The organism is Phenylobacterium sp. (genome assembly GCF_030697925.1).
In the GTDB taxonomy this organism is placed as follows: Bacteria; Pseudomonadota; Alphaproteobacteria; order Caulobacterales; family Caulobacteraceae; genus Phenylobacterium.
Genome location: NZ_JAUYOJ010000102.1, coordinates 15507 through 30225, shown reverse-complemented (window position 1 = coordinate 30225; position 14719 = coordinate 15507). Strand labels below are relative to the sequence as shown.

Below are 14719 nucleotides of genomic sequence, written 5' to 3'. Positions count from 1 at the left end.
GGGGGTGGATGTGTCGATTCGAGGGGCGGTTCTGACGGCGCTCGTCCTCGTGCTCGGCGCCGGAACGGCGCGGGCCGAGCCCGACCTATTCTCCAAAGAGACCTTTTCCGGCCTTGTGGAGCTGAGGCTGACGGCGGCCGACGGCGAGCGCTCGTGGCTCGACGGCGGCTTCGGCAAGACGGGAGCCTCGGGCGGCGGGTCGGACTGGGCCGTGCGGCCGGACCTTTCCCAGGCCCTGGTCGAATGGAAGCCGCGGCTCTCCTTCGCGCTCGGCGCCGTGGTCACCGCCCAGCTCCAGCCGGACGTCGAGCCGGCCCTCGACCTGGGGGAGGCCTATCTGACCTGGCGCGCGCCGCCCCACCGCCTGGCGCGGCTCTCGGCCCGGGCAGGGCTCTTCTATCCGCCGGTCAGCCATGAGCACGAAGGCGTGGGCTGGACCACCCCCGACACGCTTAGCGCCTCGGCCATCGGCAGCTGGATCGGCGAGGAGGTGAAGGTGGCCGGGCTGGAGCTCACCGCCACCCGGGCCATCGGCGATCACGAGCTGGCCGCCACCGCGGCGGCCTTCGGCGGAAACGACACCTCCGGCACCCTGCTGAGCTTCCGCGGCTGGGCCTTGCACGGCGCCCGGACCGGCGCCTCCACCGACTTCCCGCTGCCGGCGCTGAGCCCGTTCATGCGCACCCGCCAGGCGCCGATCACCACCCCGGTCTCCGAGCTGGACAACCGCGCGGGTTATTACGGCCGCCTGGCCTGGCGTCCGCCCGTTCCGGTGGAGGTTTCGGCGCTCCACTACGACAACGCCGGCGACCGCACGTCGGTGGAGGTTCAGCAATGGGCTTGGGAGACCCGGTTCACGACGCTCGCCCTGGTATGGGACGCGGACGAGGCGACCACGATCCGAGCCCAAATCCTGAGCGGCGAGACCCTGATGGGCTTCCGCTACCAGGGCAAACACCGCTGGATCGACATGGGCTACGCCTCGGCCCACGTCTCGGCCACGCGCCGGTTCGGGCCCCATGCGCTCACCGTCCGGCTCGAGGGCTTCGAGACCAACGACCGCACGCTGCGGGCCATCGACAACAACGACGAGACCGGCTGGGCGCTCACCGCCGCCTGGCGCCACGAGCTTTCGCCGCACGCTGACCTGCTGTTCGAGGGTCTGCATGTGAGCTCCGACCGGCCTTCGCGCGCCTATGGCGGCGTGGCGCCCGAGCAGGACCAGACCGTGGTGCAATCGGCCCTGAGGCTGTCGTTCTAAGGCGCGCTATCCCAGGCCATAGGGGCGGTAGGGTCCGGCGATGAGCTGCTCGAATACGCCCATGCCGGTCTGCGCGGCCTCACCTGGCAGGCTCATCGTGACCCGGCTGAGCGCCTGGATGTGGATGTTCTCCGGCGCGGCCATGTCGACGGTGGCAAGGTCGATATCCTCGCGCTCCACCACCAGCTCCCCCTTGTAGCCCCCGTGCCGCCAGGCCGGATGGCCGTAGCCGATCCCGCGCATCAGGAAGGTCAGGAAGGGTTCGAACCGGATGCAGGCCGAGCCCTGGGCCAGGGGCACCTTGAGCGTCCCGCCCTTGGCGTGGCGGGTGCCGGCGATCAGGGCCACCTCCTCCATCAACGCGTGCTCGGTCTCGTGGAAGCCGTCGGGCCCGGCGCCGTCGGGGGCGATCACCGCCCGGGTGTTCCAGGCCTTGCCGTCCGGATCGGCGTTGATGTGGAAGAAGACGCTGCGGTCGGCGAAGTTTAGCGGCGTCCACTGCCAGAAGAAGCCGCCAATGGTCTGGGGCACGGGCGGCTGTGGGTCGGGAGCGCCGACCGGCCGCACGCCCCAGGAGCGGTCGCGGGTGCCCACCGTGCCGGCGGCGAGGTCCTTGCGCACCCCGTCGATCTCGATCCAGCCGGTGGCCCGCACGTTCTGGGTCAAGCGGGTATAGTCCATGAAGGCGCGCGGCCCATTGCGGCGGATGAAGCGCGGCTCCTCGATCGGGAAGGTGCGGCCCTCGAAGACGATCTCGGCGGCGAAGCCGTTGGACGGCTCCACGGTCACTTTCAGCTTCTGCAGCGGCTCCAGCACCTCGATGCGGATCGGGCCGCAGGTGAGGTCCATGCGCTCCATGTGCAGCACGCGGCTGGCGTGCAGGCAGTATTCCACCCCGTCGCGGACCACGGCGAAGTGGGCGTCGGCGATGTTGAGGTGCGGATAGACTCCGAAGGCCGCGGCGAAGAACTCCGTTCCGTCCGGGTCGTAGCCGTTGAAGAAATAGCGGTCGTAGAAATTGCGGTCGGTGCCGGAGAAGGCGATCGGCTCGGGCGTCTGATGGATCGGAAAATCGTCGGCCTTGGTCAGCATGGGGCGTCCTCCGGAGCTGCGATCTGTGGTCTTTGTATTGGCGACGGCCTGGGCCGCTCGGCAGCGAGTGAACGACGATAACAAGACAGGCGAGGATGCGCTTCTCTGACGCCACGTAAGTTCGCGCAGAATCTTCGCACCAAGGGAGAACGACGCCGATGAGCAGCAAGACCCTTCGTGTACCGGACGATCACGCCGCCGTTCTGGTCGATCCCACCGCCTATGCCGACGGCCGCATCCACGACACCTATGCCTGGCTGCGCGCCAACAATCCGCTAGGCCGGGCCGAGATCGAAGGGGTCGATCCGTTCTGGGTCGCCACCAAGCATGCCGACATCCTGGAGATCAGCCGCCAGAACGCCCTCTTCGCCAACGGCGTGAGGTCCCCGACCCTGGTCGGCCAGGCGGTGGACGCCAAGGTCCGCGAGATGACCGGCGGCAGCCCGCACCTGCTGCGTACCCTGATCCACATGGATGCCCCCGACCACATGAAGTACCGGGTCCTGACCCAGGCCTGGTTCCTGCCGCAGAACCTGCGCAGCATGGAGGATCGCATCCGCAAGATCGCCCGCGCCGCCGTCGACAAGATGGCCGCCAAGGGCGGTAGGTGCGACTTCGTCAGCGAGGTGGCCCTGCACTATCCCCTGCACGTGATCATGGAGATCATGGGCGTGCCGGAGGAGGACGAGGGCCGGATGCTGATGCTGACCCAGGAGCTGTTCGGCGCCGCCGATCCGGAGCTGGGGCGCAAGCCGAAGGATGAGAGCCCCATCGCCCAGATCGAGACCGGCGTCCTCAGCGACTTCATCGCCTATTTCACCCGGTTCTCGGAGGGCAAGCGGGCCAATCCGGGCGACGACCTGGGCAGCCTGATCGCCAACTCTAAGATCGACGGCGAGCCGATCAGCCATTTCGAGGCGATGAGCTACTACATCATCGTCGCCACCGCCGGCCACGACACCACCTCGTCCTCCACCGCCGGCGCCATCTGGGGCCTGGCCGAAAACCCCGGCGAGTTCGCCAAGCTCAAGGCCGACCCGTCGCTGATTCCGGGCCTGGTGGATGAGAGCATCCGTTGGATCACCCCGGTGAAGACCTTCATGCGCACGGCCACCGAGGACACCGAACTGGCCGGCCGTTCGCTGTCGAAGAACGACTGGCTGATGCTCTGCTACGCCTCGGGCAACCGCGACGAGGCGGTGTTCGACGACCCCAACGCCTTCCGCGTCGACCGAAAACCCAACAAGCACCTTGCTTTCGGCTATGGCGCGCACCTGTGCCTGGGCCAGCACCTGGCCAAGATGGAGATGCGCATCCTCTGGGAGGAGATGCTGCCGCGCTTGAAGAGCCTGGAACTCGCTGGCGAGCCCAAGCAGTCGCTGGCGGTGTTCGTCAACGGCCCAAAGACCCTGCCCATCGCCTTCGAGATGGCCTGAACCCATGGCCTCGCCGCTGGAGCCGCGGCTGGCGGCCTATATCGCGGGCCGTATGCCGGACGCCACGGAGATCGCGGTCGACAGCCTGACGCGCATCTCTGGCGGGGCCTCGCGCGAGACCTATCGCTTCCGCCTGAGCTGGCGCGATGGGGAGGGCAGGCCACGCGAACGCAAGCTGATCCTGCGCCGCGATCCGCCCGCCTCGCTGATCGACACCGAGCGGCGGATCGAGTTCGAGGCCTATCGCGCCTTCTTCGGCTCGGCCGTGCCGGTGCCCGAGATGCTGTGGCTGGAGGAGGCCGACGCGGCCCTCGACCACCCCTTCTTCATCGCCGAGGAGATCGCCGGCTTCCAGGCCTCGCCCGGCCTGCTGTGGGCCGAACCCTATGTGGCGACCCTGGAGGCCCTGGCCCAGCGCAAGTGGACGATCCTGGGCGAGATCGCCAAGGCCGATCCCACCGCCGTGGGCCTAGACCAGGTGATGGCGCCGGTGGCGGCCGACGCCTGCTGGGACCGCGAGCTCTCCTACTGGGAAGGCGTGCTGGACGAGGACGAGGCCGAGCCCCTGCCGATCATCCGCGCGGCGATCCGCTGGCTGCGCGCCAATCCGCCGCCGCCGGCCCGGAAGGTGGGTGTGGTGCACGGCGACTACCGCACCGGCAACTTCCTCTATGACGAGCAGGGGGTCATTCACGGGATCCTCGACTGGGAGATGGCCCATCTCGGCGACCCGCTGGAGGACCTGGGCTGGAGCCTCAATCCCGTCTGGTCGTTCGGCCGCGGCCTGGCCGGCGGCCTGGTTCCGCGCGACCGCGCCATAGCCATCTGGGAAGCCGCCAGCGGCATGACCGCCGACCCGGCGGCGCTGCATTGGTGGGAGCTGTTCAACTGCGTGAAAGGCCAGGCGATCTGGGTCTCCTCGGCGCGGGCCTGGATCGACGGGGGCAACCGCGAGCCGATCATGGCCTACCCGCCCTGGGCCCTGCAGAACGCCCAGGATCGCGCGGCGCTGAAAGTGATGGGCCGGCTATGAAACCCGATGTTCCCGCCGTCCTGGCCGAGACCGCCGCACTGCTGGTCCGCAACGCCGCGCCCGATGTGCCCCCGGCCGAGCGGGCGGGCGCCTTGGGCCTCTCCGCGGCCCTGCTGGGCTTCGCCGCCCAGGCGTGGGACGGGGCGGCGCACAACCTCGTCCAGGAGAACCGCGCTATCCGCGCCCTGCTGGGTGAGGCCGGATCAGACGGGGACCTGCGTCTGTCGGCCCTCTCGACCGAGAACGACCGCCTGCGCGCCGCGCTGATCGCCCTGCACATCGCGGTCGAAGGCAAGAATCCCGCCAAGGAAGCCGCCATCTGGGCGGAGCTCGTGGCCTCCACCGGACGCCGGCTGGTGGCCGGCTCGCCGGTCTAGGCAGTCAATAGTCGGGCGGCGATGCGCTTCACCGCGGCCTTGCTCTCGGCGCTCGCCGTCATATTGGTCAGGATCGCGACGCCGCTGCGGCTGGCGGGATCGAGATAGGCGGCGGTGAACACGCCTGGATCGCCGCCCCAGTGGTTGGCCTTCACACCGTCGCCGAGCTTCGATTCCATCCAACCCAGGCCCTGTCCGGTCAGCCAGTCGGGCAAGCCCGGTGGGGTCTTCATGTCGAGCATTTGCGCCATGCCCTGCTCGCTGACGATCCGGGTTCCTCGCGCCACGCCGCCGTTGGCCGAGGCGGCCACGAACCGCATCAGGTCGGAGATCGAACAGCGGATCATGCCGACCGGCCAATCGGGAAAACCCACCGGCGCGACGGGCCCAAGCGCGCCGTCGACGAGGTCGTACGGCGTGGCGCGCAGGGCCTCGGGGGTTCCCGCGATGGTCCAGCTTGTATGGCGCATGCCGAGCGGTGCGAAGATCGCCTCACGGGTCTGCTCGCGCATGTCCTGTCCACCGATACGGCCGGCGAGATAGCCGAGCAGGCCATAGCCGACGTTGCTGTAGTCCCAGGCCGCGCCCGGCGCCGCCTTGGAGAAACACCCCTCGCTGGAATAGATTCGTCCGCCTGGCGCGAGATAGTCCTTGAGGAGATCGCCCAGGGCGAGGTTGGCGTCGACGCCGCTCACACGGAAATCGACCCCGTAATACTTGGCGTCCGAAATGCTTGAGACGTGCGTCAGAAGGTGGCGGAAGGTGACCGGCGCATCGCGATGATGCGGATTGACCAGCGGGAAGTCGAGGTGAGGCGCCACGGGCGCGTCCAGCGCCAGGCGACCCTGGTCGGCGAGCCGCATCACGGCGGCCGCGGTCACCGTCTTGGTGATCGAGGCGATGTGAAACATCGTGTCGCCAGTCACCGGACGGCGGTCGGCTAGATCGGCGAAGCCGTAGCCGCGCGCCAGGCGCACGGTTCCTTTCCTCGCCAGGCCCACGGCCAAGCCAGGTATGCCGGCCCCGGCCATCTCGTCTGCGAAGAAGGCGTCGAGGTCGTCCTTGCCGAAAGCGGGCGACGCGAAGGCGGCGAGTCCGGCGGCCAGGACGCCACGCCGGCCCATCCGCAACGCCGTCGGAAATTGAGAGTCTGACATGCGTTCTGCTCTTGTGAGATCGACTTGCGTTCAAATAGGTAGGCGCCTACATATATGTCAAGGCGAGGCGCGCGCAAGGAAGATCCGATGGACTACACGCGAGGTGCGGGCGGCGCGGCGATCGGGGCGCGGCTGCGGCGCGTGTCAGAGTGGATCGACGGGGACGCCACCCGGGTCTACGCCGCGCTGGGGATCGACTTCGAGCAGCGCTGGTTCGGCGTACTCAACCAGCTCGCACGCCAGGGGCCTGCGAGCGTTGGGGAACTGGCCTCGGCGCTGCGGATCACCCACGTCTCGGTCAGCCAGACTCGGCAATCCCTCGAAAAGGCCGGCATCGTGGCTTCGGAAACCGATCCGGCCGACGCGCGCCGGCGACGGCTGACGCTCACCGAGGACGGCGCCCGGCTGGTCGAGCGCTTGACGCCCCTGTGGCGGGCCTTCGAGGAGGCGGCCCTGGAGCTCAACGCCGAGGCCGGCGACGCGGTCGCCGCACTCGACCGGCTCGACGACGCCCTGGCCCGGAAATCCTTGTTCGACCGCATCATCGCGATCATGCCGTCACCGGCGTCAGGAAGGTCCGCTGCTCCGACAGGATGAAGCGCTTCTCCTGAGCCATGGCGAAGTTGGCGGCTCCGGCGGGGTCGGTCTTCAGCCGGGCGCGATAGGCCTCATAGGCGGCCAGGGTCTCGAACGAGATCATGGCATGGGCGATGTTGTTGGTTCCCTCGTGCGGTAGCCAGTAGCCCAGCAGGTCGCCGCCGCAGGCCGGGATGATGGTCAGCCAGTTTCGGGCATAGGCCTCGAAGGCGTCCTTCTGGAACGGGTCGATGACATAGCGGATGGCGCAGGTGACGGTCATGGCGTGCTCCGATGGATCGCCGCCGTTCTAGCGGTTCGGGCGCCCTGCATGCTTCGATCCGCATCGAATCGTCAGCGGCAGGCCTGTGCTAGTCTGCCGAGATGAGACTGGGGCCGGACATCGCGCGCATCGCCGCCCTGCTGGGGGACCCGGCCCGGGCCAACATGCTGGCGGCGCTGATGGGCGGCCAGGCGCTCACCGCCGGCGAACTGGCCCGCGAGGCGGGGGTGACGCCGCAGACCGCTTCCAGCCATTTGGCGAAACTCACCGATGGCGGCCTGCTCACCGGGCGACGCCAGGGCCGACACGCCTACTTCGCGCTGGCGGGCTCGGAGGTCGCCGATCTGCTGGAAAAGCTGATGGGGCTTGCCGATCGGGGCGGCCACCAGCGCGCGCGTCCTGGCCCAAGAGAGCCCGCCTTGCGGCAGGCGCGGGTCTGCTACGACCATCTGGCCGGTGAACTGGGGGTGGCCATGCTGGACAGCCTGACCGACCGCGCCTTGGTGGAAGATCGCGAGGGTTCGCTCAGCCTGACGGCCGAGGGCGCGGGCTTCATGCGGGCGTTCGGCGTCGAGACGGCGGGGCTGGCCCGTGGGCGCAGGCCGCTCTGCAAGGCCTGCCTCGACTGGAGCGTGCGCCGCAGCCATCTGGGCGGCGCGCTCGGTCAGGCCCTGCTGGATCAGGTCTATGCCAGGCGCTGGGCGCGGCGGATCGAGGGCAGCCGGGTGGTGGCGTTCTCCGCGCCGGGCCTCGCGGCTTTCAGGGCCGCTTTTCCCTCACGTCCATGATCGGAGGATCTCGAGCGTCCGGGTGTCGGGCCCCTTGAACCAGCGATCGATCGCCCTGGAGAAGGTCGGCTCGTGCGGTGCGACGGCGTCGAACAGCGTCATGCTTGAATGGAACTTGAGATGGTCGGGGCTTCCGAACAGCTCCTGAGCCGACGCCACGGGCGCCTGAATCGCCAGGTTCGTCAGCTGTATCAACCGCTCCCCAAGCACCGGGTGTCGTTGGTAGGCGACCGCCTCCGCCCGCGACCGGATGGCGTAGCGAACGGCCATGGGGCTCTGGCCCAGGCCCGCCACCTGGGGAAAGATGAACCACATCCAGTGGGAGGTCTTACGACCCGCCTTGAGCTCGTTGTACGCGTCCTCGAAGGCGTCGTGCTGGGCGTCGATGAATCGCGCGAGGTCGAAGGGGTCATCGAGATTGCTCACGCGCCCATCCTAAGAGCCGCCTCCGCGCCTCGACAAGTCGGCCCCGGTCGGCTTTGCTGCGCCGCCCTCCTATTCCGGTGGGCCACGATTCAACGATTTTGATTGGGGACGATTTCCACATGCCTAGGATGGCGCCTGAACCCACGCCCGAGACCCAGCATTTCTGGGACGGAACCGCCCGGGGCGAACTGCTCCTGCAGCGCAACAAGCAGACCGGCGAGGCCTATTTCCCGCCGCGTCCATTCTGCCCGAAGACCGGCTCGCGAGACGTGGAGGTCTTCAAGGCCTCGGGCCGCGCGACCCTCTATTCCTACGTGATCAACGCCCGCCCGCGCCCCGACATGGGAACCGAGCCGCACTCCATCGCCGTGGTGCAGCTGGAGGAAGGCCCGCGGATGATGACCAATATCGTGGGCTGTCCGCAGACCCCCGAGGCCCTGGTCCTCGACATGCCGCTCGAGGTCGTCTTCGAGAAGATCAGCGACACCATCTCGCTGCCCCTGTTCCAACCGGCCAAGGGCTGAGGCGAGACCATGAAGCAGAATTCCGTCGCGGTCGTCGGGGCCGCCGAAACCACCAAGATGGGCAAGATTCCGGACGTGTCCGTGATCGGCCTGCACGCTGACGCCGCGCTGAACGCGATGAAGGACGCGGGGCTGAACCCATCCGACATCGACGGCGTGGCCTGCGCCGGCATCTCGCCGGTGGAGCTCGCGCACTATTTGGGCATTACGCCGACCTATGCTGACGGCACCAGCGTCGGCGGCTGTTCCTTCATGCTGCACGTCCGCCATGCGGCCGCGGCGATCAATGAGGGCCTGTGCAAGACCGTCCTGATCACCCACGGGGAATCGGGCCGTTCGCGGGTCGGCGCCGGGGGCTTCGGCCGCTCGCCGTCCAGCCTGATGGGCCAGTTCGAGATGCCCTATGGCGTCACCAGCCCGCCCACCATGTTCACGATTCCCGTCCTTCGCTACATGAAGACCTATGGGGTGACCGAGCAGGACTTGGCCATGGTCGCCGTGGTCCAGCGGGAGTGGGCCGCGCTCAATCCGCGCTCCAGCTTCAAGGACCCGATCAGCGTCGACGACGTGCTCAATTCGCCGATGATCGCCTGGCCGTTCCGCATGCTGATGTGCTGCCTGGTCACCGACGGCGGCGGGGCCTTGATCCTCACCAGCGCCGACCGGGCCAAGGACTTCCCGACCAAGCCGGTCTACGTCCTAGGCACGGGCGAGAGCGTCGAGACCCCGCTGGTCAGCCAGATGGAGGACTTCACCACCTCCAAGGCCTTCAGGGTTTCGGGCAAGAAGGCCTTCGACGAGGCGGGCATCAAGCATTCCGATGTCGACCACCTGATGATCTACGACGCCTTCGCCCACCTGCCGCTCTACGGCCTGGAAGACCTGGGCTTCTGCAAGCCCGGCGAGGCCAAGGATTTCATCAATGGCCGCAACACCGCGATCGGTGGCAAGCTGCCGCTTAACACCAACGGCGGCGGGCTCTCCTACATGCACTCGGGCATGTACGGCATGTACGCCTTGCAGGAGTCGGTGCGCCAATTGCGCGGTGTCGCGCCGGCCCAGGTGAAGGACGCCAAGATCAGCGTCTCCCACGGGGTCGGAGGGATGTTCGCCGCTTCCGGGACGATCATCTTCGGCAACGAAAAAGTCTAGGTTTTCAGCCTCATACCGCACCTCATGCTGCGCAGCATGAGGTGCAGCATGAGGTGCAGCATTTTCGCCCTCTCCGGCTCCGCCGGGGAGGGCGAATTCATGGGTGTTAGCCCTGCTCGGCAAGCACCTCGGCCAGGTTCTCCAGCAGGCCGCGGCTGCCTTCTTCGCGGCCCGCGATCTCGCCTTCACCGCCGAAATAGATCCCCTGCTCGGTATAGATCAGGCGGGTGCCGGCGCCCTGCGGGACGAACTCGATGGTGGAGAGCGAGGCCGATATCGGCGTCTCGCCCACGGCCATGCGGTAGGCGATGACGATCCGGCGGTCCGGGACGATCACCTGGTGGACCATCTCCATGACGATCTCCGGCCCGCCCTGGAAGCTGAACCGAGCGGTCTCGCGACCGTCGACGCGGAAGTCGAGCGCGTAGTGGTGCAGTTCGAAGCCGTCGCCCTCGGCGAACCAGCGGCGCTTGAGGCCGATATCGGCGTGGGCGTTGAACACCCGCGCCGGCGCCTGCGGATAGACGCGTTCGATGGTGAAGCTGGCGTGGGCGGGTTCAGGAGACTCGGTGTCGAGAGGCATGGCTCGGCTCCTTGGGGGATTGCGCGGAAGACAGTGAAGCGTAGGCTTCAGTATCCCTTCGCAGCCCAACCGTCAAGCGGTCACTAAAGTATCAATCGCGACCCGCGAGCGCCCATGCGAGCGCGCCGTGCTATATGGCCCGGGATGGGGCGGAACACAGGCTTGAGAACGGGCGCGGCCCTGGTCTGCGCGATCGGGCTGCTACTGCACGTCGTGGCCGCGCGGGCTCAGACGCCGCGCGCGCCGGATCTCACCCTGACCGGGACCCTGACCGGCGCGGCGCACGAGACCTATACGGAGGTTCCGTTCAAGGTCCCGGCCGGGGTCGAGCGGATCACCGTCGAGTTCGCCTATACGGGCAAGGCCGAGCGCTCGGTCATCGACCTGGGCCTGCGCGATCCCGAGCGGTTCCGTGGCTGGAGCGGGGGCAACAAGTCCAGCTTCACCCTGGCCGAGAGCGACGCCACGCCGTCCTACCTGCCGGGACCGCTGAAGGCCGGGACCTGGCGGCTGGTGCTGGGTGCGCCGAACATCCGCAAGGCTGCGCGGGCCGACTATGTGGCCAAGATCTGGTTCGACCGGAAGGGGCAGGCCTTCGCTGGATTCTCAGCTGCGCCCCTGGCGCGCGGCGAGCGCTGGTGGCGCGGCGACCTGCACATGCATACCGGCCACTCGGACGGTTCGTGCCTGTCGCGCAGAGGCGCCAAGGTCCCGTGTCCGGTGTTCAAGACCGCCGAGGCCGCCGTCGCCCGCGGCCTCGACTTCATCGCCATCACCGACCACAACGCCACCTCGCACTTCGAGGCCATGCGCGAGCTGGCGCCCTATTTCGACGATCTGCTGCTGATCCCGGGCCGGGAGGTGACGACCTTCCACGGCCACGCCAACCTGTTTGGCCCGACGGCCTTCGTCGATTTCCAGTTGGGCGGCGCCCGTGCGCCGTCGCTGGCCACGATCCTCGACCAGGCGAAGACGGCCGGCGGAATCCTGTCGATCAACCATCCCGGCCTGCCGTCGGGCGAGGCCTGCATGGGCTGCGGCTGGACCGTCAAGGACACCGATTTCTCGCGCATCGCGGCGATCGAGGTGGTGAACGGAGGCCTCGCCGAGGGCCCGCTCTCAGGCGTCGCCTTCTGGGAGGCGCGGCTGAACGCCGGTCATCGAATCACCGCGGTCGGCGGCTCGGACAACCACGACGCCACCCTGCCGCCGGACAAGGCGCCGGCCATCGGCGTGCCGACCACCGTGGTCCGGGCGCCGGAGCTGAGCCAGGCCGCCATCCTGGCGGCCATCGCCCGGGGTCACGTCTTCCTCGACCTCGCCGGGACCCGCGGCCGGCTGCTGGAGGTCCACGCAGCCTCTGGGGGATCTGAAGCCCAAATGGGCGACGCACTGGCCGCCCCGGCCGGCGCCAGGGTGCGGGTGGAGGTCCATGTGGTGGGCGTGGCGGGGGGATCGATGTCGCTGGCGGGGGACACCGGCGCGGGCTCGAGCGACCTGAAACTGGCCGAGCCCGACACTACGAAAACCTTCGAATTCACGGCGGACGGCCGCGCCTCCTGGCTTCGCGTGGACGTCCGCGGCGCAGATGGACGCCTGCTCCTGCTGGGCAATCCGATCTACCTCAACCCCGTTCCCTAGCGGCGGTTCGACGCGCCCAGAGGGTCTGAAACTCTTCTTAACCCTATCGGGGTTATGCCAGTCCCAACCTAGTTCGTCGGGAACACCATGGGGCTGAATCCAGAATCCCGCGCCCGCTTCAATCTCGAGCGCGCCTCGGTGCTGCTGCTCGAGGACTCAACCATGGGCATGAGCATCCTGGTCCAGATCCTCACGGGGTTCGGTGTCAAGACGCTGCACCGCTGTGAGAACGTCGAAGAGGCGCAGGCCACGGTCCAGAAGGTCGAACTCGACCTGGTGATCGCCGACGCCCTGGGAGCCAGTGGCGAGGGCTATGATTTCATCAAATGGCTGCGCCAGAGCCGCATCGAACCCAACTGCTTCGCCCCGGTCCTGCTGACCGCCGGCCACACGCCGCGCGACGCGGTGTCCAAGGCGCGCGACTGCGGCGCCCACTTCATCATGGCCAAGCCCCTGACCCCGATCACGGTCCTGGAGCGGATCCTCTGGATCTCCAAGGAGGGCCGGCGTTTCGTCGAGTGCGACACCTATATGGGCCCCGACCGGCGCTTCAAGAACGAGGGCGTGCCGCCCGGAACGGTCGGCCGCCGCCGCGACGACCTGCCGGCCGTGGTCGGTGAGGCGGAGACCCCCAACATGGATCAGGACGTCATCGACGGCCTCATGAAGACGCGACGGGTGGAACTGTGAGCGCTGTCCGAATCCACATCCCCCCCGTGCGGCTGGCCAAGCTGCTGCGCACGCCGGGCGGCCTGCCGGTCGCCGAGGCGGTTCAACGGGCCGGCGCCGGCCTGGAGAGCCTCAAGGGCGAGTGCCTGACCGAACTGCAGTCTGTGCTGGACTCCGCGGAGGGCTGCGCCGCCCGCGTCGGGGCGGCGTACGACCCGGCCCTGCTGGACGAGCTCTACGCCATCGTGGCCACCCCGATCGGCATTCCCAGCGTCTGTGGCCTGGCCTCGGTGGACACCGCCCTGATCAGCCTCTCGGACCTGCTGGACTATCTGAAGGGCCAGCAACGCTGGGACGCCAACGCGGTGGCCGTCCACCTACGCGCCTTTCGCCTGCTGCTGCACACAGAGGGCGCGGCCGACGCCGCCGGGACCCAGGCGATCCTCGCCGGCCTGCGCAAGGTCAGCCAGCGCTACGCCCGGCCCGAGACCGCGGCGGAGTAGGGGTACACCGCCTCTTCAATCCGAAGCTCGTCACCCGCGGCCGCGCGGTGCGCGTGTCGGGGATCCATGCGCACGGGAAGTTCAGGCGCACGCTCGGCGAGGCGGCGTCTATGGGTGGCCGGCACTTGCGGCCGGCCATGACGAACCTGAGAGGGCAGCGCGCTGCCTGGCCCTACGGATTCAGCCTGTCGGTGATGGTCCACAGGCCGTCGACCACCGACTTCAGCGACGCCGGATCCTCGGCGTCTTTGGTCCAGAGCAGGCGCAGGGCGCTGACATGGACCCCGATGCTCGTCCAGTCGGCGCGTTTGTGCGTGCGCTGACGATCCACCAGTTCGCACAGGCTGTAGCAGGCGTCACAGAGCACGCGCTTGTTGAACAGGCCGGCGATGTCGAGGATGGTCGAACCCTCCTCATAGACGCTGTCGAGGGAGGCCGTGCGCTCTTTGCACATGACTTCCAGGCGGCCGATCATGCCGCTCAACGACTTCATGGCGTCGCCGGCGTGGGCGGCGAGTTCGCGCTGGGCGCGCTCGCTGGCCAGGCCCGCAGTCATGCCGCCCGGGCGGGCGACCTGCTCGGTGAGGCGATACTTGACCTTGACGAACTCTGGGTCGCTCACAGCTGCACCTTCGCGGGTCTCATCAACATGTCGATATCCGACTGATCGAGGTTCGGGTCCTTGGCGGCGCCGACATGGGTCGACAGGTCGTCCTTGCGGCGGCCCTTGACGCCGAGCGGAGGCCCGAGGTTCTTGAAGCGGCGGTCGGGGCCGACATAGCCCTCGGCCACCACCATCTGGCGTTCGTCCTTGGCCACCCAGAAGACCCGCTGCAGCAGCACTTCGGGGGTGAACGGCTTGGAGACCACGAAGTTCGCCCCGGAATCGCGACTCTTCTCGACCACGGTCCTGGCGGCGTGGCCGGTCAGCATGATGACCGGGGTGAACTTGGCCGCGTCCGGCGCTTCGCGCCGCAGCCACTGGACGAAGTCGTAGCCGTCCATGTCGGGCATGGTCGAGTCGATGACGATCAGGTCCAGTTCCTGGGTCTTGACCACGTGCATGGCCTCGGCGCCCGAACCGCACTTGAACTGCTTGCGCACCCCGAAACCGCGGAACATCGCCGTCAGGGCCTCGAGGGCCTGGGGATTGTCGTCGACCAGCAGGACCACCGAACGGTCCAGGTTGATGCGGATCTGCGAGTCTAGGGCCATGGG

General features: G+C 68.2%; 18 protein-coding genes. 11 read left to right on the top strand and 7 right to left on the bottom strand.

The features are described from left to right. Positions 1 to 10 precede the first annotated feature (10 nt). Positions 11 to 1261 (top strand): hypothetical protein, encoded by a 1251-nt coding sequence (locus Q8Q88_RS09820; protein WP_305675012.1) that lies wholly within the window; start codon positions 11 to 13, stop codon positions 1259 to 1261. Between the two features lie 6 nt (positions 1262 to 1267). Here Q8Q88_RS09820 and Q8Q88_RS09815 read toward each other — a convergent pair whose 3' ends face one another. Continuing rightward, entirely contained in the window at positions 1268 to 2353 is a 1086-nt protein-coding gene (locus Q8Q88_RS09815; protein ID WP_305675011.1) for a hypothetical protein, read from the bottom strand. Positions 2354 to 2511: 158 nt separating this feature from the next. On the opposite strand from Q8Q88_RS09815, the gene Q8Q88_RS09810 reads away from it, so the two are divergent. Genes Q8Q88_RS09810 through Q8Q88_RS09800 form a run of 3 tightly spaced genes read left to right on the top strand, consistent with a single transcriptional unit; the run spans position 2512 to position 5199 of the window. After that, complete coding sequence (locus Q8Q88_RS09810; RefSeq protein ID WP_305675010.1) at positions 2512 to 3789, top strand: cytochrome P450; 1278 nt, start codon at positions 2512 to 2514, stop codon at positions 3787 to 3789. Between the two features lie 4 nt (positions 3790 to 3793). Beyond that, positions 3794 to 4822, top strand: coding sequence for a phosphotransferase family protein (locus Q8Q88_RS09805; RefSeq protein WP_305675009.1), 1029 nt, complete (start codon positions 3794 to 3796; stop codon positions 4820 to 4822). After that, positions 4819 to 5199, top strand: coding sequence for a hypothetical protein (locus Q8Q88_RS09800; protein WP_305675008.1), 381 nt, complete (start codon positions 4819 to 4821; stop codon positions 5197 to 5199). Before Q8Q88_RS09805 ends, Q8Q88_RS09800 begins: the two co-directional genes overlap by 4 nt. On the opposite strand, the gene Q8Q88_RS09795 is transcribed toward Q8Q88_RS09800, so the two are convergent. Beyond that, positions 5196 to 6356 (bottom strand): serine hydrolase, encoded by a 1161-nt coding sequence (locus Q8Q88_RS09795; RefSeq protein WP_305675007.1) that lies wholly within the window; start codon positions 6354 to 6356, stop codon positions 5196 to 5198. The genes Q8Q88_RS09800 and Q8Q88_RS09795 overlap by 4 nt on opposite strands. Positions 6357 to 6443: 87 nt before the next feature. Between Q8Q88_RS09795 and Q8Q88_RS09790 the strand changes: the two genes are divergently transcribed. Continuing rightward, positions 6444 to 6953 (top strand): MarR family winged helix-turn-helix transcriptional regulator, encoded by a 510-nt coding sequence (locus Q8Q88_RS09790; protein WP_305675006.1) that lies wholly within the window; start codon positions 6444 to 6446, stop codon positions 6951 to 6953. On the opposite strand, the gene Q8Q88_RS09785 is transcribed toward Q8Q88_RS09790, so the two are convergent. Then, the gene (locus Q8Q88_RS09785) at positions 6907 to 7215 is read right to left on the bottom strand and encodes an NIPSNAP family protein (RefSeq protein ID WP_305675005.1); all 309 of its coding nucleotides are present in this window, start codon (positions 7213 to 7215) and stop codon (positions 6907 to 6909) included. The two genes, Q8Q88_RS09790 and Q8Q88_RS09785, sit on opposite strands and share 47 nt — an antisense overlap. A 101-nt stretch (positions 7216 to 7316) precedes the next feature. Between Q8Q88_RS09785 and Q8Q88_RS09780 the strand changes: the two genes are divergently transcribed. Beyond that, positions 7317 to 8003 carry a helix-turn-helix transcriptional regulator gene (locus Q8Q88_RS09780; protein WP_305675004.1) on the top strand — a complete coding sequence of 229 codons (687 nt, stop codon included), beginning with the start codon at positions 7317 to 7319 and terminating at the stop codon, positions 8001 to 8003. On the opposite strand, the gene Q8Q88_RS09775 is transcribed toward Q8Q88_RS09780, so the two are convergent. Beyond that, positions 7992 to 8429: a DUF1810 domain-containing protein gene (locus tag Q8Q88_RS09775; RefSeq protein WP_305675003.1), complete on the bottom strand. Its 438-nt coding sequence runs from the start codon at positions 8427 to 8429 to the stop codon at positions 7992 to 7994. The genes Q8Q88_RS09780 and Q8Q88_RS09775 overlap by 12 nt on opposite strands. A 119-nt stretch (positions 8430 to 8548) precedes the next feature. On the opposite strand from Q8Q88_RS09775, the gene Q8Q88_RS09770 reads away from it, so the two are divergent. After that, entirely contained in the window at positions 8549 to 8953 is a 405-nt protein-coding gene (locus tag Q8Q88_RS09770; protein WP_254835808.1) for a Zn-ribbon domain-containing OB-fold protein, read from the top strand. A 9-nt stretch (positions 8954 to 8962) separates the two neighbouring features. After that, positions 8963 to 10105 carry a hypothetical protein gene (locus Q8Q88_RS09765; RefSeq protein ID WP_305675002.1) on the top strand — a complete coding sequence of 381 codons (1143 nt, stop codon included), beginning with the start codon at positions 8963 to 8965 and terminating at the stop codon, positions 10103 to 10105. A gap of 106 nt (positions 10106 to 10211) precedes the next feature. On the opposite strand, the gene Q8Q88_RS09760 is transcribed toward Q8Q88_RS09765, so the two are convergent. Continuing rightward, positions 10212 to 10688, bottom strand: a complete 477-nt coding sequence (locus Q8Q88_RS09760) for an SRPBCC family protein (protein ID WP_305675001.1) — start codon at positions 10686 to 10688, stop codon at positions 10212 to 10214. Between the two features lie 162 nt (positions 10689 to 10850). Between Q8Q88_RS09760 and Q8Q88_RS09755 the strand changes: the two genes are divergently transcribed. From Q8Q88_RS09755 to Q8Q88_RS09745, 3 genes are all read left to right on the top strand, one after another. After that, positions 10851 to 12329, top strand: coding sequence for a CehA/McbA family metallohydrolase (locus Q8Q88_RS09755; protein WP_305675000.1), 1479 nt, complete (start codon positions 10851 to 10853; stop codon positions 12327 to 12329). An 87-nt stretch (positions 12330 to 12416) separates the two neighbouring features. Beyond that, complete coding sequence (locus Q8Q88_RS09750; RefSeq protein ID WP_305674999.1) at positions 12417 to 13019, top strand: response regulator; 603 nt, start codon at positions 12417 to 12419, stop codon at positions 13017 to 13019. Continuing rightward, entirely contained in the window at positions 13016 to 13501 is a 486-nt protein-coding gene (locus tag Q8Q88_RS09745) for a hypothetical protein (RefSeq protein WP_305674998.1), read from the top strand. Before Q8Q88_RS09750 ends, Q8Q88_RS09745 begins: the two co-directional genes overlap by 4 nt. Before the next feature lie 172 nt (positions 13502 to 13673). Here Q8Q88_RS09745 and Q8Q88_RS09740 read toward each other — a convergent pair whose 3' ends face one another. Both Q8Q88_RS09740 and Q8Q88_RS09735 read right to left on the bottom strand, forming a co-directional pair. Then, positions 13674 to 14123: a hypothetical protein gene (locus Q8Q88_RS09740; protein ID WP_305674997.1), complete on the bottom strand. Its 450-nt coding sequence runs from the start codon at positions 14121 to 14123 to the stop codon at positions 13674 to 13676. Beyond that, positions 14120 to 14716, bottom strand: a complete 597-nt coding sequence (locus Q8Q88_RS09735; protein WP_305674996.1) for a response regulator — start codon at positions 14714 to 14716, stop codon at positions 14120 to 14122. Before Q8Q88_RS09735 ends, Q8Q88_RS09740 begins: the two co-directional genes overlap by 4 nt. Between the last annotated feature and the right edge of the window lie 3 nt (positions 14717 to 14719).

Excerpts from the sequence above, each read along its gene's own strand:
- Q8Q88_RS09815 (WP_305675011.1), bottom strand. The coding sequence starts at position 2,353 with ATGCTGACCAAGGCCGACGATTTTCCGATCCATCAGACGCCCGAGCCG.
- Q8Q88_RS09810 (WP_305675010.1), top strand. The coding sequence starts at position 2,512 with ATGAGCAGCAAGACCCTTCGTGTACCGGACGATCACGCCGCCGTTCTG.
- Q8Q88_RS09805 (WP_305675009.1), top strand. The coding sequence starts at position 3,794 with ATGGCCTCGCCGCTGGAGCCGCGGCTGGCGGCCTATATCGCGGGCCGT.
- Q8Q88_RS09800 (WP_305675008.1), top strand. The coding sequence starts at position 4,819 with ATGAAACCCGATGTTCCCGCCGTCCTGGCCGAGACCGCCGCACTGCTG.
- Q8Q88_RS09795 (WP_305675007.1), bottom strand. The coding sequence starts at position 6,356 with ATGTCAGACTCTCAATTTCCGACGGCGTTGCGGATGGGCCGGCGTGGC.
- Q8Q88_RS09790 (WP_305675006.1), top strand. The coding sequence starts at position 6,444 with ATGGACTACACGCGAGGTGCGGGCGGCGCGGCGATCGGGGCGCGGCTG.
- Q8Q88_RS09785 (WP_305675005.1), bottom strand. The coding sequence starts at position 7,215 with ATGACCGTCACCTGCGCCATCCGCTATGTCATCGACCCGTTCCAGAAG.
- Q8Q88_RS09780 (WP_305675004.1), top strand. The coding sequence starts at position 7,317 with ATGAGACTGGGGCCGGACATCGCGCGCATCGCCGCCCTGCTGGGGGAC.
- Q8Q88_RS09770 (WP_254835808.1), top strand. The coding sequence starts at position 8,549 with ATGCCTAGGATGGCGCCTGAACCCACGCCCGAGACCCAGCATTTCTGG.
- Q8Q88_RS09765 (WP_305675002.1), top strand. The coding sequence starts at position 8,963 with ATGAAGCAGAATTCCGTCGCGGTCGTCGGGGCCGCCGAAACCACCAAG.
- Q8Q88_RS09760 (WP_305675001.1), bottom strand. The coding sequence starts at position 10,688 with ATGCCTCTCGACACCGAGTCTCCTGAACCCGCCCACGCCAGCTTCACC.
- Q8Q88_RS09750 (WP_305674999.1), top strand. The coding sequence starts at position 12,417 with ATGGGGCTGAATCCAGAATCCCGCGCCCGCTTCAATCTCGAGCGCGCC.
- Q8Q88_RS09735 (WP_305674996.1), bottom strand. The coding sequence starts at position 14,716 with ATGGCCCTAGACTCGCAGATCCGCATCAACCTGGACCGTTCGGTGGTC.